The organism is Staphylococcus rostri (genome assembly GCF_002902145.1).
Lineage (GTDB): Bacteria > Bacillota > Bacilli > Staphylococcales > Staphylococcaceae > Staphylococcus > Staphylococcus rostri.
In genome coordinates, this window is the sequence record NZ_PPRF01000033.1 from 1 (window position 1) to 22,709 (window position 22,709).

The window sequence follows — 22,709 nt, forward strand, 5'->3', positions numbered from 1 at the left end:
AATAGGGAACGTACGTACTTATGCACAAGTTGTTAACAAATAGGGGATAACTTGCGAGCAATGCGTGAATAACCCATATTTCCGTGGATAAAACAGTGGGAAACACACAATTCCACTTGTGGATAACTAGGATAACTTTGTGGATAGTTGAAATCATCGCATTTTAGCTGTGTATAAAAAAAGAAAAGATGGCAGAAAATTCCTGCACATCTTTTCTTAATTTTCATCTAACTCACTAACCAAAATTTGTAATTCTTCCCAATTTGTCATTGTTTCTTCTAGTTTTTGTTCGATAGTTGTTCGTTCTTCAGCGAGCGCTTGTATTTGTTCATAATCATCAATAATTGTTGGGTCGGTCATTGCCGTATCAATTTCTTCAATACGCGCTTCATACGTATCAATCGCTGCTTCTTGTTCTTCAATCTGACGCGTCAACTTCCGTTTTTCACGACGCAATGCTTTTAAGTCCGCATAGGTCGTTTCTTGTTCAGATTGACGTTCAGTCGTATTTGGTGTTTGTGTACTTTGTGACTCCGCATGTGTTTCCAATGCACGCTGTTGTTCAAGCTTTTCAAGATAATATTGGTAATCGCCAAGATACATACGGCCGCCTTGCGCATCCATATCAAACACTTTATTCGCCAATTCATTAATAAAGTAGCGATCATGTGAAACGAAAATAAGCGTTCCTGCAAAGTTGTGTAACGCTTGTTCCAACATTTCTTTAGAATCTATATCTAAATGGTTGGTCGGCTCATCGAGAATTAATACGTTATTACGTTCTAGCATAAGTAATGCGAGTTGGAGACGGGCTTTTTCGCCACCAGATAGGTCGTTAATGATTTTTTGAACGTCATCTTGTGTGAATAAAAAGCGCCCAAGTACTGCACGAATATCTTTTTCTGGCATATGTCGATATTGATCCCAAACATAATCTAAAATGGTTTTGTTAGAACGAAATTCTGCCTGTTTTTGATCGTAGTAACCGATTTTTAAGTTGGCGCCCGGTACAATATCACCAGAAATAGCCGGTAGACGTCCAGCCAGTGTTTTAATCAACGTAGACTTACCAATACCGTTTGGACCAATAATCGCAATATGGTCACCTTTTGTAACTTCGATATTGATAGGCTGCGTAATAGGGGACGCATAACCTACTTCAAGTTGACGAATATGCATGACGTCATTACCTGTATTGCGATCGAAATCAAAGCGAATATCTGCACTTCTGGCATCCATCATCGGTTTTTCAATACGTGTCATTTTCTCTAATACTTTACGTCGACTCTTCGCCATACCACTTGTTGATGAACGGGTAATATTTTTTTCGACAAAAGTCTCTAAACGTTTAATTTCATCCTGCTGGCGTTCATATTCCGCCAAACGTTTTTGATAGTATTGATCACGCTGTGCGATAAATTTGGCATAGTTCCCAACGTAGTGTTTCACTTCGCCAAGTGATACGTCATAAATTTGTGTGACAATCTTATCTAAGAAATAACGGTCATGTGAGATAATGACGATTGCACCGCTGAAAAATTTTAAATAATCTTCAAGCCAAGCCGTTGTTTCCATATCTAAATGGTTCGTCGGCTCGTCCAGTAATAATAAATCAGGTTCACGCAGTAACATTTGCGCAAGTGATAGACGTGTTTTTTGCCCACCACTAAAGTCATTTACAGGGCGATCGTAATCTGCTTCTGTAAAATTCAAGCCGTTGAGCACCGTCTTAATTTTACGCTCGTAGTCATAGCCACCTTGTTTTTCAAAATCATTCGAGAGGCTTTCATAGCGTTTAATATGTTCTTGATAATCCGCGCTCTCGTAGCGATCCGCATGTTGCGCAAGCCAATCCGTCTCTGCTTGCATTTTTTCGTCAAGTTGTTTGAGATGTACAAACGGCTGTAACATCTCTTCAAACACAGAATTTTGCGTGTTGAGTGTCATTTGTTGTGTGAGGTAACCCATTTTTAAATTTTTGATTTTTGAGATATGGCCGTCCTCATATGCTTCAACACCTGCGATAATCTTCATGAGCGTTGATTTACCAGCACCGTTGCGCCCAACAATGCCGATGCGCTCGCCAGTTTTTATTTCAAAGTTAACGTTGTCAAAAATCGTTTCCCCGTCAAAGGATTTTGAGATTTGACTTAACTGCATTAATATCATGGGGCAGGCTCCTTTCATTATCTTACATTGTACCTTGAAAGTATTTGCCTATCAAACTGTTAATGTTTCTTTCTATTTAAAAGTCGGTTATAATGAAGATACTAGGCTGTGAAATGCATCACATGTTTTTAGAAATAATTTTGGAGGATTGTAAAATGGCTAAAGAAATGACAAAAATTCCACGAGCGACCTTAAAACGCCTGCCTTTATATTATCGGTTTGTGAATACATTGAAAGCTAAGGGTGAAAATCGTGTGAATTCTAAAGCAATCAGTGAAGGATTGAACATCGATTCGGCAACGATACGACGTGATTTTTCATACTTTGGCGAGCTTGGCAAAAAGGGATACGGCTACAACATTGACAACCTTCTAGACTTCTTCAAATCAGAACTCAGTGACGCAGAAGAGATTCGCATCGGTATTGTAGGTGTTGGTAATCTTGGACACGCACTGATTACTTACAACTTTTCCATCCATGATGATATGACAATTACAGAAGCATTTGATATACGTCCAGAAGTAATCGGTGAATCGATTGGTAACGTAACAGTTAAACCAATGGCCGATATGAAAGAAATTGTTAAAAAGCAAAAGCTAGAAGTCGTAATTATTGCGACACCAGGGTCTGCAGCTCAAGCCGTAACAGATCAGCTTGTTGAAGCGGGAATTAAAGGAATTCTTAACTTTACACCAAAACGCGTACAAGTACCACCAACCGTACAAGTACACCAAATTGACTTAGGTGTGGAGTTACAATCATTATTATTTTTCATGAAAAACTATAGTTCAACAATCAGAGCATAAGTGACTTAGACATAGATAAACAGACATAGATGAATATAAAGAAGCCATCAAAATTCAATTGCGGATTTTGATGTTTTTTTTATTGTCTGAAGGTATTGATAGGCGATTTCGTCAAACAAATAAAAAACCCCATGATTTTGTCCGACCCCGGATGGTGGGGGAACTACTCTCATGGGATATGTTAATACGTAAATTCTAGCAAGTATTTAGTTATTTGTAAATAATTTTGTTGTGACTGTATAGACTGTCGAAAGCAATTCGGGAATTCAGCTTTCTGCAATGTTTAATAGCTTTATAATAGTGTTCGATTTAGATATATCTTACTAAATACACATTATTATATCTTCGTGCGATTAAACGGGTATAGTCTATATGATATTTAAATATAATAATGAATTTGAATTAATATTTTCATTGTTGCATAGAAATAAATTTTAAAACAAATCCAACAAGGCTGGGAGAGTAATAGAAATATTTAATTTAAGTTTGAGATTTCATGTAGACGGCAGTAGCTAAGTGGCATGAAAATACGCATGAACAAGTTTTCTAACTGCTACTCAGCTTTGTCTGGGAGTAACAACGGAACCTTTTTAGAATGTGAGATTCTTCTGCCACTCCCATAAAGTTTGCTATCATGCTTCTCAAACATAAATGTCTTTGTCTCAATCTCTAAAATAAATATTCAGATTTCTCTTGCATTCTAATGGCACATTGTTTATAATTCGGATAACATTAGTCGGATATAGGAGGTTACGACATGCTTTGGACAATATTTAGTGGTTTAATTGTAGGTCTGTTACTTGGATTTGTTATGCAACGTACACGATTCTGCTTAACAGGTGGTTTTCGTGATATGTACGTGCAAAAAAATAATAAAATGTTCTACGCATTACTCATTGCAATTGCAGTACAAGCTGTAGGTCTCTTTGTCTTACAAGGAGCAGGATTGCTTACCGTTGATAATGGGACGTTTCCAATTGTTGGAACAGTTGTAGGATCATTCATTTTTGGCGTGGGCATTATTTTAGCAGGAGGTTGTGCGACTGGAACGTATTATCGTGCAGGAGAAGGTTTGATTGGAAGTTGGATTGCTTTATTCTTTTATGCACTTTTTGCAGCGATTACAAAGTTCGGTGTATTGAAGCCATTGAATGAACATCTAAAGCACTTTACAGAAGTCAAAGCCGATATGTCAGCATCAACAGGTGTACCAAGTTGGATTTGGTTAATCGTACTCATCGCATTTACAACATTTTTTGTAGTGAAAACGTTACGTAAGCCAAAACCAACAATCGCCATTCCGAAATTAAAACAGCGTTATACAGGTATTCGTCATTTATTATTCGAACGACGCTATCATCCGTTCGTTGCGGCAATCGCAGTAGGCATCATCGCCCTGATTGCTTGGCCGATGAGCAGTTCAACGGGGCGTGACGGCGGTTTAGGTATTACGACACCTTCTGCGCATATCGTTCAGTTTTTAACAACAGGTGATGCGAGCGTCCTCGATTGGGGTGTATTCCTAGTGCTTGGTATCTTTTTCGGTTCATACATTGCCGCAAAAGGTTCGCACGAGTTCAAATGGCGCTTACCAGACATCAAAACAATCCGCAACAGTGCATTTGGTGGCATTTGCATGGGCTTTGGTGCAGCCGTTGCAGGTGGCTGTTCAATCGGTAACGGTCTTGTTGCGACAGCCGCGTTATCATGGCAAGGTTGGATTGCCTTGGCGTCTATGATTTTAGGTACATGGTTTATGAGTTACTTCTTATTTGTAAAACCATTACGTGCCGCACGCCAACAAACACAAAGTATTAAAGCACAATCAGTAAACGCATAATATGAAAAAGGAGCAATAAACATGGTCTATGAATTAGGGACAGTGGGGATGGTGTGTCCATTTCCACTCATCGAAGCACAGAAAAAAATGGAGACTTTAGCTGTCGGTGACGAGTTGAAGATTGACTTCGACTGCACACAAGCGACTGAAGCCATTCCAAACTGGGCAGCTGAACAAAGCTATCCCATTACAAATTTTGAACAACTTGGCGATGCATCGTGGACAATTACTGTTCAAAAGGCATAACAAGTTAAATAGCAATCCCCTCACAATTTCTAGGCAAGTTGTGAGGGGATTTTTAACGGCATCATGTTTTGTGTGATAGTATGTAGATAATTAAACTAAGGGTGGTTGTTAGCAATGGAATTTAACATTAAATTGATATGGTTTCTGATTGCAGCTGTTTTAGCTGTAGTATTCATTTTTAACGACATGATTCTTGCATTAGCGGTACTTTTAGTTGTAAATATCGTTGTCTATATTATTATTGAGCAGTATTTTAAGCGTAAAAAGTAGTAGGGAGATTAATATGTTATGTAGAAAGCTTGTAGCCGACTGGCATGAAAACGAGCGTTTACAAGTTTTTTCACGTATACTTAGTCTTGCCGGGGTACGACAACGGAATCCTTTAAAAAAATGAGATTGCTCCCCCAAAAAAAGCCAATCGTGACGACATTGTGAAGACTTGTGAAGACTGTTGAAAGTTGATATGAAAACACCGAATGTTTTAGCGAATTTTTAGTATGGTTTGTGTTAGAATAACTATTGATATAGTGAGGTGAAATAGATGAACATACAAGATATTGCTGAACTCTCTGGTGTATCTAAAAGTACAGTGTCGCGTTACTTAAATAATGGCTCTGTCAGCCCGAAAACACAGCAAAAAATTCAAGAAGTGATTGAAAAATATGGCTATGCACCGAATCAATTCGCTCAAAGTTTAAGAGCGCAACAGACAAAGTTGATTGGTGTGATTATTCCACGTATGTATTCCTATGCGGTTGCAAGTACGGTGCAAGGGATCAAGAAGACGTGTGAAACGCAAAATTATCAGATGTTATTAACATTAACAGAGCGTGAAGTGACGCAAGAATTAGAAGCGCTTCGTTCGTTTCAACGCAGTAAGGTGGACGGTGTACTTTTTATGGCAACCGCAATTACTGATGCGCATATGGAAGTCATTCAATCGATGACGATGCCAGTCATTCTTATCGGTCAGACGCATGAACAATTAAGCGCCATTTATCATGATGATGAGGCAGCGGGTAAACTGATGGCAGAACGTATTATCGAACATGGTTACCAACGTGTGTATTATGCCGGTGTAACAGATGAAGATAAGGCAGTCGGTCATTTACGTTATCAAGGTTTGACGAACACACTTCAAGCAGCAGGTGTTGAGATTGAGTCGGTTGAAGCGGCCTTTGATTACGATGCGGCGTTACGCAAAGTACATGAACAAATTGTCTTGCGTGCAGATACCGCATATATCGGTGCCACGGATACGATTGCCTTAGCGCTATACCGTGTCATTATGAGTGAAGCACAAACTTTCACCCCATTTATAGGCGGGTTCGGTGGGGACCCCGTTACTGATATTGTTCATCCAAAGATACATACAGTTTATTATCAATATGAACGTGCTGGACAAATGGCAGTACAAGCTTTATTTAAACAACTTAAAAACAAAAAAGAAGTAACGACGGAAATATTAGAGGTGTTACCGTCACAAAAATCATTTTTATTTTATAATAGTGGAACCGTTACCAATGGCTAAGGAGGTTACTTGAACATATGAAAGAATGGACACGTGATGAACGTTATCGCAAGTTAGAAGATGCGACGGCTGAAGAATTGGCGTCGTTGAAAGAGACGGTTGAAAATTCTCGTTACCGTCAAAAATATCATATCCAACCATCAACGGGATTGTTGAACGATCCGAATGGCCTGATTTACTTTAATGGTGAATATCATATTTCTCACCAGTGGTTTCCGCTTGGTGCTGTTCACGGCTTAAAGTATTGGGATCACTATAAAAGTAAAGACCTTGTACATTATCGACATGATGGTGTGTTATTAAAGCCGGATACGACTTATGATAGTCACGGTGTGTATAGTGGGAGTGCATTTGAGTTTGAAGGGGCACTTTACTACATGTATACAGGCAATCATCGCAATGCAGAGTGGGAGCGAGAAAGTACGCAAATTATCGCTAAGGTTAATGACTCGGGGCAAGTAGAAAAGATTTTGCCGCCAGTTATTTTACAGCCACCTGCAGGCTATACACAACATTTTAGAGACCCTAAAGTGTTTATGAAAGATGGTAAATTATATGCGATTATTGGTGCGCAACGTGCGAATGAAACCGGTTGTGCAGTACTTTATGAAGCGGCACGTCCAGAAGGTCCTTGGTCATTCAAAGGAGAAATTCAAACAGCATTGACAGACTTTGGCTATATGTGGGAATGTCCGGATTACTTCCAATTAAACGGTAAAGATGTCCTCGTATTTTCGCCACAAGGCATTGAGTCCAAGGGCAATCAGTTCCAAAATATTTATCAAAGTGGCTATATTATCGGCGAGTTGGACTTTGAAACATTAGAAATGACACATGGCGATTTTGTGGAGCTGGATAACGGTTTTGACTTTTATGCGCCACAAACATTACAAGATGAAGCACAGCGCCGCGTGATGATTGGTTGGATGGGATTACCTGATACGGAATATCCGACTGATGCGGAAGGTTGGGCACATTGCTTAACGCTACCAAGAACGCTTGTCATTGAAGATGGTAAGTTGAAACAAAAGCCACATATGAATTTGCGTCGATTACGTGATAATAGAGAAACAGCGCTTGGTTATGCGAATAAGTTTTTGAAACAATTACATCCATATGAAGGCGAGCAGTATGAACTGGTCATTGATATATTAGACAATGAGGCGTCTGCGATAGAATTTCATTTACGTGCGTCTAAAGATGAAGCGACGGTGATACGTTATGAATCGGATACACAACTTGTGAAACTGGAGCGTTTTGACAGTGGGCGTTTACCGACACCGGTAGAAGGTACATCACGTCAGACACATTTAGATACACCGTTACGTCAGTTGCGTGTTTTTGTCGATACATCGAGTATTGAGATTTTCTGTAACGAAGGCGAACGCGTGTTAACATCACGTATTTTCTCAAAACCAACATCGAATAAAATTAAAGTTGCGACAGATTCAGGACAAGTTTATTTGAAAATGACGAAATATGACATCGAAGGAGCGAATCAAGATGACTAATGCGTTTTATGCCACAGGTGGGCGGTGCACCATGTAACGTTGCAGCAGCAGTTCAAAAGTTAACAGGGCGCAGTCATTTGATTACGCAACTGGGAACAGATGCGTTTGGTGACCGCATTGTTGAGACATTGAAAGAACTCGATGTGGATACACAGTGGATTGAACGTACTTCATCAGCAAATACGGCATTAGCATTTGTTAGCTTAACAGCCAGTGGCGAACGTGATTTTTCATTTTATCGTAAGCCAAGTGCGGATATGTTATACGAACCGGGCCATATTCAACGCATTCCATTAGCGAGTGGGGATATGATTCATTTTTGTTCTGTCGCATTGGTAGATAGCCCGATGAAAGAAGCCCACGAAGCACTGCTAGCGAAAGCACATGAAGTCGGCGCAACAGTCGTGTTTGACCCGAATGTGCGCTTACCATTATGGGATGATCATGAAGCGTATCAACAGACGATTCAAGCATTTATCCCGCATGCAGATATTGTAAAAATTTCAGATGAAGAATTAACATTCATTACACGAATTGAAGATGAGCAACGTGCATTACAATCGCTATTCCAAGGCCGTGTGAAAGCTGTTATTTACACGCAAGGTAGCGCGGGGGCAAGCTTGATTTTTGAAGACGGAACGACTTTTACAGCACGTCCGAATCCTGTAGAAGCGGTCGATACAACAGGTGCTGGCGATGCATTTATTGGTGCCTTGATCGCAGAATTAATGACGTCAGAACAACCTATTGAGACATTAAAAACAGATGGTCAAGCGATATTAACGTTTGCCAATCAAGTAGCTGGACACGTTGTACAACAATACGGTGCATTATCGAGTCTACCTACACGAGAAGACTTATAAATAAAAAAGCCTAAAGCAGTGGGAAAGCTGTTTTAGGCTTTTTAACCTGTAAAGGCATTATATTTTTTTAATATTGCGCACCGATACATAGCACAGTTCGCCATTTTTAAAGTGCACAACACGTGCTTTTGGATCGACATTGGCAATGTTATGACGATTCAACACATAACTGTTATGGCAACGGAAGAAGCGGTGATCCACCTGAGCAAGTTCCTTCAAATTACCATAAAACTCAATTTGTCGATTATCTAAATGTGCAATTAAGCGATGAGACTTTGGTGACGATTCAAAAAACATCACTTCATCATAATGCACATACTCAGAACCACTACCACGCTTTAACTCTAATGTTTCCACCGTATTATCCTTCATCAACAAGTTGAGACGATTCATCGCTGTTTCTAAACATTCAACTACACGCATACGCAGTTGGTCAGGGTCGTCTTTAAAAATAAAATCCATCGCCGCAACTTTGTATACAAATGTCAGGTACGTTAATTCGCTATGACTCGTCACGTAAATAATATTACCGATAGGGTCGTGTTTGCGGATTTCACTCCCGACTTTAATACCGTTGATATCAGATTCTAGTTGAATATCCAAAAAGTAACAGCCGACGTCAGACAAATTTTTAGAAGCTTCTATGAGCTCATAAGGATTATCCGTCGAAAGTTCAATTTCCATCGGTTTTTCTTCAATCATAATATAATTATTGATGATATCCTCCATACGTGCACGTTGTTTTGGATCATCTTCACAAATTAATATTTTCAAACAGGATCCCCCTTAAACATCAGCATTCATAATTTCTAACTTTTGAATAAAGTAATTGTTTTCAAGTGTTGTATCTAATAAAACATTGTCCGTACTATCTGTAATTTCTTTTAATGTTGATAAACCAATCCCACGATTCGAGCCTTTTGTTGAGAAGCCTTCTTTGAATAATGTATGTAGCTTTGGCATATTTTCAGGTGCTTTATTCATGATAATAATAAGCACCGCCGCATCTGTTTGAATAAAGGCAATTTGAATCCTTGGATCATCCACAGTCAGTGACGCTTCAATTGCATTGTCCATAATAATACCGAGCACACGGCTTAAATCAATGATTGGCATATTAATATGTGTAATTTCATCCGCTACTTCGACACTAATCTCAATGTGCTGCTCTTGTGCTTGAATGATTTTAGTCGTCATCATGCCTTTAATTTCACGGATTTTTAACTTTTCAACACCATTTAATTTCAGTGTGTTATTTTCAAAGTGGTTTTTAATAGGATGAATGTGTTCTTCATAATATGCTCTAAGCCCTTCTAAATCATCTTCTCGCAAATACTCAGACATTGTAGACAAAATATTAATATAATCATGACGGAACTTGCGCATGTTATTATTAATTTCTTCAATCTGTAACGTGTATTTGTAGTAATCCTCAATTTCTTGTTTATTGCGGCGATAGGTCAATTCTCTTGATGCCGTAATTGAAATGACAATCACCAATATGGCAAATGCGATAAAATAAACAATAATCACTAATGCAATCGCTTTCATATCCTCGATAGAACGTACCTTGGCAGGTGTGAAAACATCAATGAGGATAAAGAATGCCATAAGCATCGTTGCGAGTAAAAAGAGATAGAGTTTGTTGACATATAACCATGATATGCGCAATAAACGCATTAAGAAACGGAATAAAATGGCGAAAATAATGGCGCCGGCTACAAATGTTAAAACGTAGATAGTTTCACGTAAATAAAACTGTGTATGATGCGATGTTAAGTATTCATATAATAGTGTTGATAAAAAGTCGCTTAAAATTAAAATCAGAACACTTATTAATACGCTAATAACACCAATCATTCGTTGTTTCATATAAAAGAAAACAAGAAAACTTAATATTAAGTAGAACAATGTTGCTTTACCAAATAACACAAACAAAATAGTAGAAGGGATTACTATCCCTATCAGAATAGAGAGGTAATCCCTTCGTGTGTATTTTGGCTTGTCGATTAAAATTAAATGCGTAACTGAAAATAAAACAAAAGATTGAAAAAAAGCTAAAAAAGCGATACGAATAATTTCCAATTTTATACACACTTTCTATTTATAATAGAGATTTATTTGTCTAATTCTAAAAGTTCGCGTGGAATTTCTGGTTCGTCAAAGAAGCCTGTGCAAGTGTTGATCCAACCGAAATTACCAATTGCTTTGAATAAGTTAGCAAAAAATTTAACAATAGCATCTAAAATGTTCATCATCAATCTGCCTCCTTAGGGAAAAATATAGGTAATAGTGTGACTGCTTGAAGTGTTACACCAAAACATATCAATTGTTGGTAAGGTGCCGGTACGACAAGGGCAATACCAAGAACAATCGTCGTGACAACGATTGACTTAATCTTTAAGCCACGCTTACGAGAAGCTTTAATTGGTTGCTTTTTCGTAGCGGCAGGTGCATAAATGATGACTATCAACCATCCGACCAATGACAAAATGAACATATAGCGAAATGGTATCGTATAATACGCGATAGCCCATGGCACCAAAACGAACAACAATATATTTTGGATATGACACATCAATGAAGATCGTGCATGTGCCCCGTGTGAAAACCGGCGCACCAGAATATAACTTACGTGAACAGTTAGTGTGTATAAAATGGTATTCAAGAGGAGTGCTAAACCGTACGTTACGATAGCTTTAAAAAAGTTAATCGCAACAATTTGGATGCCTAATCGAACTTTTAAAAAGTCGATATGGTCTAAATTTTGATGATGTTGTATTTTACGAGCCAATGACTCAATACCGTTATCAATGATTTGCACTTTGTTTCCTCCTTAGTCCACATTATAAATGATAACCTGTCGTAAAAGTGGCTTTTTGCCTAACTGTTCGGTTTCAGTGCCTAAGTGTCGAAAATCTGTTAACAAAGTCATTTTAACATAAAAGTTTAACAGTTAAGAACTCAAAACAATAAAGTAGGCAATAATTAACAAAAGCTTAAAAATTCATGTTGTAATATAGCCATAAACATTTTAGTCATAGCCAATACACACATCGTCAAACACGAGTGATGAGAGCAACGATGACTACAATGTGATTAAAGCTTAATGTTGTATTCTTCGCTCATAATACACATTAAAGTTAGTGTCATTCATGATTATTTGTAAGACATTTTAAATAGGAGGTGGCAATAATGGTAGCAGATATCGTAGGTACTATCGTAGAATTTGTAAAACTTATTGCTGAAACTGTTAAAAAATTTACTAAGTAATCTGAGGATTTGTTGCTGATAGGCACTCATTATTACGGCAATATGAAATTCCCAAGGTTTGATATTGCTAACGAGTCTATCTCATAATGAAGCATCAGCGTATTCTCTATATTTCAAACTTCCCCAACCATACCATGTTAAAACTGTGGTAATATTTGAAATTCATTACATTCCCTTAATACGAACGAAAGCAGACAAGTCTCTCCCAAGCTTGTCTGCTTTTTTTAAAGGTGGTGTTAGTTTTGTCTAGAAAAAGAAAGTGCTACCTTATACTCATGATTGTGACTGGACTAGCTTATTGTATATTAATTGAAATAACTGGGAATAATAATTTTATGACCCGAACTTTTCGCATCATACCATTTGCCTTTTTTGTACTGTTTATATTTGGGGCAGATGAAAAGTCATGACCCTTGCTGAGATGGGACAAAAACTAAAATTTTGAATCAGATACGTCAACCTACTTTTTAGCATAGCGATATACATCGGGACGCATATTTTCAAATACTGGAATCGCTTGGCGTTGTGCATCAGCTTTGGATAAATCGAGAGTGACTGTATGCACAGCTTCATGTTCATCTGCTTCAACGATAATATCGCCATTTGGATCAATAACCATTGAATGACCGGCATACGTTGTCTTACCATCAGAGCCACAACTATTAACGGCAACAACGAACATATTATTTTCAATTGCGCGAGCTTGTAACAGTTGGCGCCAATGATTCAATCGCACGTCAGGCCATTGCGCAACGTAAAAAATGACTTTTGCACCTTCTGCGGCAGGGTAACGTGATAATTCTGGAAAACGTAAGTCGTAACAAATGATTTGTGAAGCAGTCGTGCCATCTGATAAAGTAAAGGTATGTGGTACATTATTGCCAGCAGTCAAATACAGTGGTTCATCCAACATTGGCACAAGGTGTATTTTATTGTAATCGTAAAGTAATGCACCGTCACGACTTACTGTAAGTGCTGTATTGTAAAGCCCGTCTGCTTGATGATTAGCGACGGAGCCAGCAACGATGTCGACATGATAGTGCGTTGCGAGTTGTTGGAGAAATGGGAGTGTACGCGCGAGATCGGTGTCTGCTTTTTGTTGAAGTTCAGCTAAAGCATAACCGTTATTCCACATTTCCGGTAGCACGACGACGTCAGTATCTGAATCGACGGACGTTTCAAATAGTGTGCGTATTTTTTGTTCATTTTGTGCGACTTGACCGGGTGTGATATTGAATTGTAGTAATTGAACTTTCATTGTAAACACTCCTATCGATAACTTATAAAAAGAGTTTACTAAATAATCGGACAATTATCAAAGCATGCACGATATAATGCTGTGAGTTATCCAGTTTATTAATAACGGTAGTCTTGGCGTTAAAAAACACTTATAATATGATAGGAAATTGGACGTGAGACAGGAATCACATTTTACTAAAAAGATTCTGTTGTCTCACCATGGCAAGGCTAACTAAGTGTGAAAAAGCATATTTTCATATTATTCAGCGGCTGCCATCTATTTAAATATTCAAACTTAAGTTGAATGTTTATATGAATGTCCCAACCATATTTCTTAATTTTGAAAGGACTGTTTATAATGTCCCAACATTTTCTAAAAAAATATATTGTAGCGAGTATGACCTCGTTCATGATGATAGGTGCAGTCCATGCGACAGTACAAGCGGAAGAAACAGAAGTTAATGATACACCAGATGTACAATCTGATGAATCATCTGATACGACAACAGAGCAATCGGAATCGGCTCCAGCTGAACCCAATATTGATATTGGAGAAGGTAGTGAGCCGCCACAGTCTGAAGGTACACAAAATGATGAGACAGAACCGGATGAGGTAGAGACTGAACAACAATCATCAGTTGAAGTAGTTGATCCAGCAGGAAATGATACAACGGAACAAACGAAGCCACCAGCCGAAGTTGAACCGACACCACCTACACAAACGCAAGGTAATAAAAATGAGAAACCTGCCAGTGGTACGTCATCGTCTGACTCGCTAATACATGGAGGCGGAGCGAACACATCAGCTCCAGCAACACAGTATCCTAATGGCGGAACAACGCATCCGAATCATTCATTATTGACGTCACCAGCGGCTGCACATTTGAATAGTGGCTTTAAGTATAATCCGTTGGCGCTGGAACGTTTTGAACAAATATCTGCAAAAGGGAATGTAAGTGTTTCGGCGCTACAGAGCCTAGAACAGAAAGCGACATTTAAAAATAACTTGTTTTTGAATCGTGTGCAACAAGACTCAGATTATTTTCGTTTTCAAGCGTTTAGTCCTTTAGCAACGCGTGCGTATTACAAAAATCTGGATAAACAGGTATTAGGATTGATTTCAGGAGACGTTGGGACGATGCCGGATTTAAAGAAGAAAGCGAATAAGGCTGTGGCATCTCGCCAACAGGAAGATAAAGAGCAACAAATTGAACAGGAACAGACCCATATGGTAACAGGTCACGTACAGCGAGATAAAGATCAGAATGAGACATCGAAAAATAGTTTCTATAAATGGTTAATTTGTGCATTGGTTGCATTACTACTCGCAGGGGCGTTATATCGATTAGTTAATAGAAGAGAAGGGTAACGATGAATCAAGAAGAACGACAATCATTATACGAATTGTGCGCGTTCTGCTTTTTTTACACATAGACTTGCATGGGGAGAAGCAACGAAATCTTAAAAAATATGATTCCTGTACTACACTCAACTTTTAAAAATTTGTTTAAATAACTACTTTGTTCGATAATTTTCAGAAAAATAAAACGAAAATGCTTGACAAATATTGTGAAATTAATCACAATGTAAGTGTAAAGAAGAAACAGCCTTGAAAATATCAACTAATGGAGGTTATTAATATGAAAGCAGTTGTTGTAAACCAAGAAAGTAATGGGGTAGAAGTTGTAGAACATGAAATGCCGACAATCGGACACGGTGAAGCACTTGTAAAAGTTGACTGTTGTGGTGTATGTCACACAGATTTACACGTGGCACACGGTGATTTTGGTGAAGTGCCTGGTCGTATTTTAGGACATGAAGGTATCGGTATTGTTGAAGAAATCGGTGAAGGTGTGACATCGCTTAAAGTTGGCGATCGCGTATCTATCGCTTGGTTCTTTGAAGGTTGCGGACATTGTGAATACTGTACAACTGGTCGTGAAACATTATGCCGTAGCGTTAAAAATGCAGGATACAGTGTTGACGGTGGTATGAGTGAATATGCGGTAGTTACTGCTGACTATGCGGTTAAAGTACCAGACGGTTTAGACTCTGCACAAGCATCATCTATTACATGTGCAGGTGTCACAACATATAAAGCAATTAAAGAAGCAGGCGCAGCACCTGGACAATGGATTGCGGTATACGGTGCAGGTGGTCTTGGAAACTTAGCCGTTCAATACGCGAAAAAAGTATTCAACGCACATGTTGTTGCAATTGATATTAACAATGACAAGCTTGAATTAGCAAAAGAAGTAGGCGCTGACCTCATCGTTAATGGTAAAGAAGTAGAAGACGTAGGTGCTTACATTCAAGAAAAAACTGGCGGTTGTCACGGTGTTGTTGTAACTGCAGTTTCTAAAGTGGCATTCAACCAAGCAATCGACAGTGTGCGTGCAGGTGGAACAGTTGTAGCGGTAGGTTTACCATCAGAATACATGGACTTAAGTATCGTTAAAACAGTACTTGACGGTATCCGTGTTGTAGGTTCTCTTGTAGGTACACGTAAAGACTTAGAAGAAGCATTTGCATTTGGTGCACAAGGTTTAGTCGTACCAGTTGTTGAAAAAGTATCTGTAGACGAAGCACCAGAAGTATTCGAACAAATGGAAAAAGGTACAATTCAAGGTCGTAAAGTACTCGATTTCTCAAAATAATCAGTTGATATAAACAAAGGACTTAGCTCTGACGATTCAGAACTAGGTCCTTTTTCAGTGTATTTAAATACAGAACATAATGAATTGTGCTTGTTCTATCGCTTTTTGCATCACATCTTCAGGAATTGAGAATTGGATAAGTGCCACGAGCGCATTTTGTGTCATATGAATCCCAATTGCAACGCTGAGACGCTTCGTATAAATATAAAACGCTGAGAAAATCACACCCATCACAAAGTACACAATAAAGTGTGTGAAGTCCATATGTGCAACAGCGAAAATTGCCGAACTAACCGTTGTCGCAATCGTGAATTTAACGGCTTTGTGTGCGTTAAGTGCATTGTAAATACCACCGAATAAAACTTTGCGGAAAACAAACTCCTCGAGTAGCGGGCCGACAACCGCGATAATTAAGATTAGTACGGGCATTTGACGTGCAATACGCATAATACGCATCGTGTTTTCACTCGCTGGACTTGTGCCAAATAGATATGTAGTTAATAAGTTCGTAATAATTTGTGCGATAAACACAATGACCAAGCCGACTAAAATCCATACAATGATATAACGCTTTTGTTCTTTCGGTTGCAATTCAAAACGATACGGATTTTTAATAAAAGGTTGCATGATTAAAATGAGTATCGCCGCAATAATAAATGTAACGACTTGAATATATGTGACTTGTTGTAGTTGTTCGTTAGCCGTCTGTCCATTAATCCAACCAGCCATAAAGGCAATTTTAGGTGAAAACAAAGCAGCTAAATAGAAAACAACGGTTAAAATCGAAATAATGATTCGATTCATCGGTATGTAACCTCCTTTCACTCCACAACCATTCTATAGGATTCTCAGCCATTCAACAAACATAAAAAGCTTTCTACTTGATATTTTGACCAAATTTGATTATTATTGGACTTGTATTAGCACTTGATGTGTATAAGTGCTAAATCGCGCGTGACTATAAGGAGGCACAATAAAATGTTAAAACCATTAGGAAGCCGTATTGTAATAGAGAAGAAAGAACAAGAACAAACAACGAAAAGTGGTATTGTCTTAACGGACTCAGCAAAAGAAAGTTCAAATGAAGGTGAAGTTGTTGCAGTAGGTCCTGGTCGTTTATTAGACAACGGACAACGTGTAACACCAGAAGTACAAGTGGGAGACCGCGTCGTGTTTCAACAGTATGGTGGCACGGAAGTCAAACGCAATGACAAGAAGTACCTTGTATTAGACGCTGAAGAAGTATTGGCAATTATTGAAGAATAAAAACGATAGCAAGACAAGACTTACAATAAAATGGAGTGAAAATACATGGCGAAAGAACTTAAATTTTCAGAAGATGCACGCCAATCAATGTTACGTGGCGTTGATAAATTAGCAAATGCTGTAAAAGTGACAATCGGTCCAAAAGGGCGCAATGTCGTGTTAGATAAAGAATTTGGCGCACCATTAATTACTAATGACGGTGTAACGATTGCCAAAGAAATTGAACTTGAAGATCCATATGAAAACATGGGTGCCAAACTCGTTCAAGAAGTCGCAAACAAAACAAATGAAATTGCCGGTGACGGTACAACAACTGCAACGGTGCTTGCACAAGCAATGATTCAGGAAGGTCTTAAAAATGTAACAAGCGGTGCGAACCCAGTTGGTATCCGTCAAGGTATCGACAAAGCAGTCGCAGTCGCAGTGGAAGCCTTACACAACATTTCTCAAAAAGTTGAAAATAAAGAAGAGATTGCGCAAGTTGGTGCAATTTCTGCAGCGAATGAAGAAGTCGGTCGTTACATTTCAGAAGCGATGGAAAAAGTGGGCAACGACGGGGTTATTTCAATTGAAGAATCAAACGGCTTCAACACAGAACTTGACGTAGTTGAAGGGATGCAATTTGACCGTGGTTACCAATCACCATACATGGTAACAGATTCTGATAAAATGATTGCAGAATTAGAAAATCCATACATTTTAATTACAGATAAAAAAATCTCATCATTCCAAGACATCTTACCGTTATTGGAACAAATCGTCCAATCAAGTCGCCCAATCTTAATCGTAGCTGACGAAGTAGAAGGCGATGCATTAACGAACCTTGTGTTAAACCGCATGCGTGGTACATTCACAGCAGTCGCAGTGAAAGCACCAGGATTTGGCGATCGTCGTAAAGCAATGTTAGAAGACTTAGCGATTTTAACAGGTGCACAAGTAATCACAGACGATCTTGGTTTAGACTTGAAAGAAACATCAATCGATATGTTAGGTACAGCAAGCAAAGTTGAAGTAACGAAAGATAATACAACTGTTGTAGACGGTAACGGTGACCCAACGAACATCGATGCGCGTGTGAACCAAATCAAATCACAAATCGATGAAACAGATTCAGACTTCGACCGTGAAAAACTACAAGAACGCCTTGCGAAACTAGCAGGTGGTGTCGCAGTGATTAAAGTCGGTGCTGCAACTGAAACAGAATTAAAAGAACGTAAATTACGTATTGAAGACGCACTGAACTCAACACGTGCTGCCGTTGAAGAAGGTATCGTTGCAGGTGGCGGTACAGCGTTGATGAATATTTATAAAGAAATTGAAGCGATTGAAGCAGAAGGTGACATGGCAACAGGTAAGAACATCGTGTTGAAAGCCTTACAAGCACCGGTACGTCAAATCGCTGAAAACGCGGGCTTAGAAGGTTCTGTCATTGTTGAACAAATGAAGAACGCAGAGCCAGGTATTGGTTACAACGCTGCCACAGACGAATGGGTAAACATGTTAGATGCAGGTATCGTTGACCCAACGAAAGTAACACGTTCAGCATTACAACATGCCGCAAGTGTTGCCGCAATGTTCTTAACAACAGAGGCGGTAGTGGCGAATATTCCTGAAGACAAAGGCAACGACATGCCACCAATGGGCGGAATGCCTGGCATGATGTAGTCTGAGGCAGGACGATAAATAAGTGAATAACAAGGTTGAAACGACTTTCCATTGCACATCGTTGTGGTGGAAGGTCATTTTTTATGTTATTAAAATTTCAAGAAATCCCTTTCATGTGAGAACTCATTTTGCTAATATTTAGATTATAAAAAAGGGCTAATGGGAGGATGAAAATGACTGAATATTTACTATTATTAGGTGCTGAGCAGTTTTTACGCGAAAGGTCTTATGCAGGGGGTAAAGCAGTTGGAGATTTTCAAGTATGGACAGCCATTAAAAATGCGAAGTACAACTACAACGCGTATTTTGATTTTTGTTTAGATGCGGACCCATTAAATTATGAGGCGTTAAAACAACAAATTGATTTGTATCAATCGGAGGGCTATACATTGAAAGCGGTGGTACCTTTGAATGATTGGACTTTGAAGGTCGCAAATCAATTGAATGCAACGTATGGATTACCATATTTAAAAGAAGAAGTCGTGGAAGCGTGTCGTAATAAGTATGAAATGAAGCAACTTTTCCAACAACATGGTGTTTCAACGGCTAAGTCTAAGAAGTTTAGTAGTCTCGAGCAATTAAAAGCATTAGTAAATGAATATACATTTCCAGTCATTATTAAACCGGTTGATTTTGGCGGTAGTGGAGGCGTCTATTTAGCGAATAATTTAGAAGAATGTCTGGATGCCTATGCACAATCTCAAAAAGTGATGGCACAATACGCAGATGCGTTTAAAGTGTCAAAAAATGAATTTTTGATTGAATCTTACATAGAAAGTGATGATGAAGTCTCTGTTGAAGTGTTATGTGGCGAAGACTTTCAACAAGTTATCACTGTAACCGAAAAATACTTATCACCCAAACCATGGTTTACAGAAATGGGTCATGTTGTACCAAGTCATCGCTATCAAGATAGCCAGTTAAACCAATTAGCAATAGATGCTTGTAAGGCATTAGGGATTGACCGTGGTGTTGCCCACGTTGAAATTAAAGTGAAAGGGCATGAATTATATGTGATTGAAGCGGCTGCAAGACCTGGTGGCGATGCGATTATGGATTTGATTGAGTCGTCATATGGTATTAACCCGTATCAACTGCATACAATGATGTATCTTGATAACGAAATACAACCCAACTTTGATTTTACACCAACACAAACATCAGCCATCGCATTCTTAAAGGCGCCGATGGGTGAAATAAAACAGATTAATTATCCGGATATTTCTACAGATAAGGAGATTGTACGCGTGAATCTTCTAAAAAAAGTAGGGGATGTTGCGGGTAATCCTGAAAACTGGAGTAGTAGAGAAGGTTTAGTACAATTTACGTTTTCACAACTGCCGACAACTAAAATAGATCGCCATATTGAAAAGAGTCAGCAATTAGCTGAACAAATTTTTGATTATGGTGCAGCGTCACATGAATAGATATTTACTCATTACAGCTCTGTATCGCTTTATCTGTGGTGGACTTATTTTAATTATCAACTGGGAATTGGCAGACCCTAAGTCAGCAACGGATTTGGCGATTGCGACAGTGTTATCATTTGTACCAGCTATTTTCACACCAATTATTATCAATACAATATTCAAAAATGCGTCGGGTAGTTCATTAACGAAATATGCCATTTTATTAATATTTGTGCTCGTATTCGTAATGTCTTTTCTCTATACCGAAACGCCATTATTAATTCTGTGTAACTTTATTTTATGGATTATCTTCTTCGTTTTGGAAACGAGTTTTGAATTTTGGTTTTCTGAACTTGTTGAAGGTAAAGATGAAGCCTTCATTAATAAATACAGTTCGTTATCTATGACTGTGAACCAAGTTGCTTTGATGATTGGACCACTGTTTATTACGTTACTGACAGAATTTCTTGAGCTACATATTATTTTTGTAATATATAGCATGATGTATTTATTGATTTTCTTTATGACAAAAGCGGTTAAAAATTCAAAAGTGAACGAAGAAACACAGGCAGTAAAGTCAGAGTCAGTTAAGATGATTCATTACGTTATCAGCATGTTGATGTGGCCAATACTCGGTACAATTAACTTTATGTTACCCATCTACACGTCTTATCAGCATCGCAAAATATATGAAGTTGCCTTTTTAGATAGTATGTTAGGCATTGGAATGGCAGTCATTGGCATTTTATTAAGTAAATATTTAGCACAAAAATGGTCGCTAGTCTTTCTTGTTACAAGTGTGATGGTTCCAGTAATATGGTATATGCTTGAGGACTTCCTAATCGTACGACTGATACTCATGTTATTATTTGGGATTGCGTTTGGTGGTGCACGTATTCTATTTAGAAAAATCATTGTCGTTGAATATGCGAGTCATACCGTTAAGAAAATCTATTCAATTGGGAATGCGATTGGTTTACCGGTGCTCGCTATCAGTATTTACCTCGGCATTATCGACTTAGGTTATGTGTGGTTAGCGCCATTCTTATTATTAATTATTTTGTTAGCATTGCTTAATATGAATGACAAAAACTTAAAAGTACAATAATAAAAGGACCCCCAACAATCCATAACGGAAGGTTGAGGGTCTTTCTCTATTAAGAACGATATTGGTCGTAATCGCCTGCGAATAAGCTGTTAATAAAATCGATCGTTTCAGCTGTCGCATGATTGTTATCCAACATTTCTTTTAACGTCTCTTTTGTATGATCAAAGAAACGCACAGGTGCATATTGTCCGCGTTTAATCATATTTGTATAGCGATTTAAAAAGATCGTCAGTAATGTCACTTTACGTGAATGTGGAATCTGTGGGTGTTTCATAATAAAGTCATACACGGCGATAAAGATTTTTACAGCATCTCTCGGTGGTGTTTTTGAATGATGTGTCAATGCGACTTCATCTTGTTGCTCATAGAAGTAATAGTTTTTCTCGTTACCAAGTACGGTAATGCCATTGACGACACTGTATGCCTGCATTAAGAACCAGTTATCTTCACGCACTTTGATGCCTTCAGGGAAACGGATATGATTCTCTTCTATAATATCGCGTTTAATTAACTTACTAATGACATTTAAAGTATTGAAGAGTTTCGTATTTTCAAATTGTAAGTTCCCAATCGTTTGAGGGAATGAGAAAGCTGAACGACTAATCGGTCTTGTGCTGTTTTCGCCTCTAAAGTACGGTAAGCAGATCATTTCATCTTGATATTCATCCGCAGCCGCTAATGCATCTGTTAATGAATGCTCGGTAATGTAGTCATCAGAATCAATGAATAACACCCATTCGCCTGTCGCAACGTCTAACGCTTTATTTCTTGGTACAGACGCACCGCCAGAATTTTTCTCACTTTCAAGAATGATTAAATGGGGGATTTTGTTAATAAATGATTTTACAACATTCAATGAATCGTCAGTTGAACGGTCATCTGAAACAATGACTTCAACTTGATTGAGATCAAATGTTTGATGTTGAATTTTTTCTAATAAACGCCCGATTGTGTGTTGGCGATTGTACAATGGAATAATAATAGATACTTTTTTACTCATAGGTCACCTTATTTGATTTACATAATTTTGAATTGCGCTATTCAACTATGGATTACAATGTTTTTCTGTATAGAAATCGACTTGAATACACTAACAACTAACTTGATATTAGCATAGATTTACACT

The 22,709-nt window shown here is 38.3% G+C and carries 22 protein-coding genes; 14 read left to right on the forward strand and 8 right to left on the reverse strand.

Features of this window, described 5'->3' with window-relative positions; genetic code table 11:
- Nucleotides 1-216: 216 nt before the first annotated feature.
- A complete protein-coding gene (locus tag CD122_RS05740) occupies nt 217-2,169 on the reverse strand; it encodes an ABC-F family ATP-binding cassette domain-containing protein (RefSeq protein WP_103358043.1) in 1,953 nt (650 codons plus the stop codon).
- Nucleotides 2,170-2,324: 155 nt separating this feature from the next.
- Between CD122_RS05740 and CD122_RS05745 the strand changes: the two genes are divergently transcribed.
- The 7 genes from CD122_RS05745 (at nt 2,325) to CD122_RS05770 (ending at nt 8,966) form a co-directional block, all read left to right on the forward strand.
- Complete coding sequence (locus tag CD122_RS05745; RefSeq protein ID WP_103358044.1) at nt 2,325-2,975, forward strand: redox-sensing transcriptional repressor Rex; 651 nt, start codon at nt 2,325-2,327, stop codon at nt 2,973-2,975.
- A gap of 757 nt (nt 2,976-3,732) precedes the next feature.
- A complete protein-coding gene (locus CD122_RS05750; RefSeq protein WP_103358045.1) occupies nt 3,733-4,815 on the forward strand; it encodes a YeeE/YedE family protein in 1,083 nt (360 codons plus the stop codon).
- 21 nt (nt 4,816-4,836) lie between these two features.
- Nucleotides 4,837-5,061, forward strand: a complete 225-nt coding sequence (locus CD122_RS05755; protein WP_103358046.1) for a sulfurtransferase TusA family protein — start codon at nt 4,837-4,839, stop codon at nt 5,059-5,061.
- Nucleotides 5,062-5,175: 114 nt separating this feature from the next.
- Nucleotides 5,176-5,331 carry a hypothetical protein gene (locus tag CD122_RS11905; RefSeq protein ID WP_169926471.1) on the forward strand — a complete coding sequence of 52 codons (156 nt, stop codon included), beginning with the start codon at nt 5,176-5,178 and terminating at the stop codon, nt 5,329-5,331.
- A gap of 271 nt (nt 5,332-5,602) precedes the next feature.
- Nucleotides 5,603-6,592, forward strand: a complete 990-nt coding sequence (locus CD122_RS05760) for a LacI family DNA-binding transcriptional regulator (RefSeq protein ID WP_103358047.1) — start codon at nt 5,603-5,605, stop codon at nt 6,590-6,592.
- Nucleotides 6,593-6,609: 17 nt separating this feature from the next.
- The gene (locus tag CD122_RS05765) at nt 6,610-8,103 is read left to right on the forward strand and encodes a sucrose-6-phosphate hydrolase (RefSeq protein WP_103358048.1); all 1,494 of its coding nucleotides are present in this window, start codon (nt 6,610-6,612) and stop codon (nt 8,101-8,103) included.
- Nucleotides 8,103-8,966, forward strand: a complete 864-nt coding sequence (locus CD122_RS05770; protein WP_103358049.1) for a carbohydrate kinase family protein — start codon at nt 8,103-8,105, stop codon at nt 8,964-8,966. Before CD122_RS05765 ends, CD122_RS05770 begins: the two co-directional genes overlap by 1 nt.
- A 57-nt stretch (nt 8,967-9,023) precedes the next feature.
- Here CD122_RS05770 and agrA read toward each other — a convergent pair whose 3' ends face one another.
- The 4 genes from agrA to CD122_RS05790 are packed head-to-tail and all read right to left on the reverse strand — an operon-like array spanning nt 9,024 to nt 11,790.
- Nucleotides 9,024-9,740: a quorum-sensing response regulator AgrA gene (gene agrA / locus CD122_RS05775; protein WP_103358050.1), complete on the reverse strand. Its 717-nt coding sequence runs from the start codon at nt 9,738-9,740 to the stop codon at nt 9,024-9,026.
- Between the two features lie 12 nt (nt 9,741-9,752).
- On the reverse strand, nt 9,753-11,051 hold the full coding sequence (gene agrC / locus CD122_RS05780) for a quorum-sensing sensor histidine kinase AgrC (protein WP_103358051.1): 1,299 nt from the start codon (nt 11,049-11,051) through the stop codon (nt 9,753-9,755).
- A 32-nt stretch (nt 11,052-11,083) separates the two neighbouring features.
- Complete coding sequence (agrD, locus tag CD122_RS05785) at nt 11,084-11,224, reverse strand: cyclic lactone autoinducer peptide AgrD (protein WP_240624127.1); 141 nt, start codon at nt 11,222-11,224, stop codon at nt 11,084-11,086.
- A complete protein-coding gene (locus tag CD122_RS05790) occupies nt 11,224-11,790 on the reverse strand; it encodes an accessory gene regulator AgrB (RefSeq protein WP_103358052.1) in 567 nt (188 codons plus the stop codon). The genes agrD and CD122_RS05790 overlap by 1 nt, the downstream gene beginning before the upstream one ends.
- A gap of 371 nt (nt 11,791-12,161) precedes the next feature.
- On the opposite strand from CD122_RS05790, the gene CD122_RS12590 reads away from it, so the two are divergent.
- Entirely contained in the window at nt 12,162-12,239 is a 78-nt protein-coding gene (locus CD122_RS12590; RefSeq protein ID WP_142381183.1) for a delta-lysin family phenol-soluble modulin, read from the forward strand.
- Between the two features lie 460 nt (nt 12,240-12,699).
- Here CD122_RS12590 and CD122_RS05795 read toward each other — a convergent pair whose 3' ends face one another.
- The gene (locus CD122_RS05795; RefSeq protein ID WP_103358053.1) at nt 12,700-13,497 is read right to left on the reverse strand and encodes a carbon-nitrogen family hydrolase; all 798 of its coding nucleotides are present in this window, start codon (nt 13,495-13,497) and stop codon (nt 12,700-12,702) included.
- Nucleotides 13,498-13,836: 339 nt separating this feature from the next.
- On the opposite strand from CD122_RS05795, the gene CD122_RS05800 reads away from it, so the two are divergent.
- Nucleotides 13,837-14,847, forward strand: coding sequence for an SdrH family protein (locus CD122_RS05800; RefSeq protein ID WP_103358054.1), 1,011 nt, complete (start codon nt 13,837-13,839; stop codon nt 14,845-14,847).
- A gap of 271 nt (nt 14,848-15,118) precedes the next feature.
- A complete protein-coding gene (gene adhP / locus CD122_RS05805) occupies nt 15,119-16,135 on the forward strand; it encodes an alcohol dehydrogenase AdhP (protein WP_103358055.1) in 1,017 nt (338 codons plus the stop codon).
- 63 nt (nt 16,136-16,198) lie between these two features.
- Here adhP and mroQ read toward each other — a convergent pair whose 3' ends face one another.
- Complete coding sequence (gene mroQ / locus CD122_RS05810; RefSeq protein WP_103358056.1) at nt 16,199-16,939, reverse strand: intramembrane glutamic endopeptidase MroQ; 741 nt, start codon at nt 16,937-16,939, stop codon at nt 16,199-16,201.
- 174 nt (nt 16,940-17,113) lie between these two features.
- On the opposite strand from mroQ, the gene groES reads away from it, so the two are divergent.
- The 4 genes from groES (at nt 17,114) to CD122_RS05830 (ending at nt 21,583) form a co-directional block, all read left to right on the forward strand.
- A complete protein-coding gene (gene groES / locus CD122_RS05815; RefSeq protein ID WP_103358057.1) occupies nt 17,114-17,401 on the forward strand; it encodes a co-chaperone GroES in 288 nt (95 codons plus the stop codon).
- 45 nt (nt 17,402-17,446) lie between these two features.
- Nucleotides 17,447-19,066, forward strand: a complete 1,620-nt coding sequence (gene groL, locus CD122_RS05820; protein WP_103358058.1) for a chaperonin GroEL — start codon at nt 17,447-17,449, stop codon at nt 19,064-19,066.
- Nucleotides 19,067-19,239: 173 nt separating this feature from the next.
- Entirely contained in the window at nt 19,240-20,493 is a 1,254-nt protein-coding gene (locus CD122_RS05825) for an ATP-grasp domain-containing protein (RefSeq protein ID WP_103358059.1), read from the forward strand.
- Nucleotides 20,486-21,583 carry a hypothetical protein gene (locus tag CD122_RS05830; protein WP_103358060.1) on the forward strand — a complete coding sequence of 366 codons (1,098 nt, stop codon included), beginning with the start codon at nt 20,486-20,488 and terminating at the stop codon, nt 21,581-21,583. The genes CD122_RS05825 and CD122_RS05830 overlap by 8 nt, the downstream gene beginning before the upstream one ends.
- Nucleotides 21,584-21,632: 49 nt before the next feature.
- On the opposite strand, the gene CD122_RS05835 is transcribed toward CD122_RS05830, so the two are convergent.
- Nucleotides 21,633-22,583: a glycosyltransferase family 2 protein gene (locus CD122_RS05835; protein WP_103358061.1), complete on the reverse strand. Its 951-nt coding sequence runs from the start codon at nt 22,581-22,583 to the stop codon at nt 21,633-21,635.
- Nucleotides 22,584-22,709: the final 126 nt, after the last annotated feature.

What these genes read in the sequence shown, in the direction of transcription:
- CD122_RS05750 (WP_103358045.1), top strand. Translation starts at nt 3,733, where the DNA reads ATGCTTTGGACAATATTTAGTGGTTTAATTGTAGGTCTGTTACTTGGA.
- CD122_RS05800 (WP_103358054.1), top strand. Translation starts at nt 13,837, where the DNA reads ATGTCCCAACATTTTCTAAAAAAATATATTGTAGCGAGTATGACCTCG.
- CD122_RS05765 (WP_103358048.1), top strand. Translation starts at nt 6,610, where the DNA reads ATGAAAGAATGGACACGTGATGAACGTTATCGCAAGTTAGAAGATGCG.
- CD122_RS05740 (WP_103358043.1), bottom strand. Translation starts at nt 2,169, where the DNA reads ATGATATTAATGCAGTTAAGTCAAATCTCAAAATCCTTTGACGGGGAA.
- mroQ (WP_103358056.1), bottom strand. Translation starts at nt 16,939, where the DNA reads ATGAATCGAATCATTATTTCGATTTTAACCGTTGTTTTCTATTTAGCT.
- groL (WP_103358058.1), top strand. Translation starts at nt 17,447, where the DNA reads ATGGCGAAAGAACTTAAATTTTCAGAAGATGCACGCCAATCAATGTTA.
- groES (WP_103358057.1), top strand. Translation starts at nt 17,114, where the DNA reads ATGTTAAAACCATTAGGAAGCCGTATTGTAATAGAGAAGAAAGAACAA.
- agrD (WP_240624127.1), bottom strand. Translation starts at nt 11,224, where the DNA reads ATGATGAACATTTTAGATGCTATTGTTAAATTTTTTGCTAACTTATTC.
- CD122_RS12590 (WP_142381183.1), top strand. Translation starts at nt 12,162, where the DNA reads ATGGTAGCAGATATCGTAGGTACTATCGTAGAATTTGTAAAACTTATT.
- adhP (WP_103358055.1), top strand. Translation starts at nt 15,119, where the DNA reads ATGAAAGCAGTTGTTGTAAACCAAGAAAGTAATGGGGTAGAAGTTGTA.
- CD122_RS05745 (WP_103358044.1), top strand. Translation starts at nt 2,325, where the DNA reads ATGGCTAAAGAAATGACAAAAATTCCACGAGCGACCTTAAAACGCCTG.
- CD122_RS05830 (WP_103358060.1), top strand. Translation starts at nt 20,486, where the DNA reads ATGAATAGATATTTACTCATTACAGCTCTGTATCGCTTTATCTGTGGT.
- CD122_RS11905 (WP_169926471.1), top strand. Translation starts at nt 5,176, where the DNA reads ATGGAATTTAACATTAAATTGATATGGTTTCTGATTGCAGCTGTTTTA.
- CD122_RS05825 (WP_103358059.1), top strand. Translation starts at nt 19,240, where the DNA reads ATGACTGAATATTTACTATTATTAGGTGCTGAGCAGTTTTTACGCGAA.
- CD122_RS05760 (WP_103358047.1), top strand. Translation starts at nt 5,603, where the DNA reads ATGAACATACAAGATATTGCTGAACTCTCTGGTGTATCTAAAAGTACA.
- CD122_RS05835 (WP_103358061.1), bottom strand. Translation starts at nt 22,583, where the DNA reads ATGAGTAAAAAAGTATCTATTATTATTCCATTGTACAATCGCCAACAC.
- CD122_RS05795 (WP_103358053.1), bottom strand. Translation starts at nt 13,497, where the DNA reads ATGAAAGTTCAATTACTACAATTCAATATCACACCCGGTCAAGTCGCA.
- CD122_RS05770 (WP_103358049.1), top strand. Translation starts at nt 8,103, where the DNA reads ATGCGTTTTATGCCACAGGTGGGCGGTGCACCATGTAACGTTGCAGCA.
- CD122_RS05755 (WP_103358046.1), top strand. Translation starts at nt 4,837, where the DNA reads ATGGTCTATGAATTAGGGACAGTGGGGATGGTGTGTCCATTTCCACTC.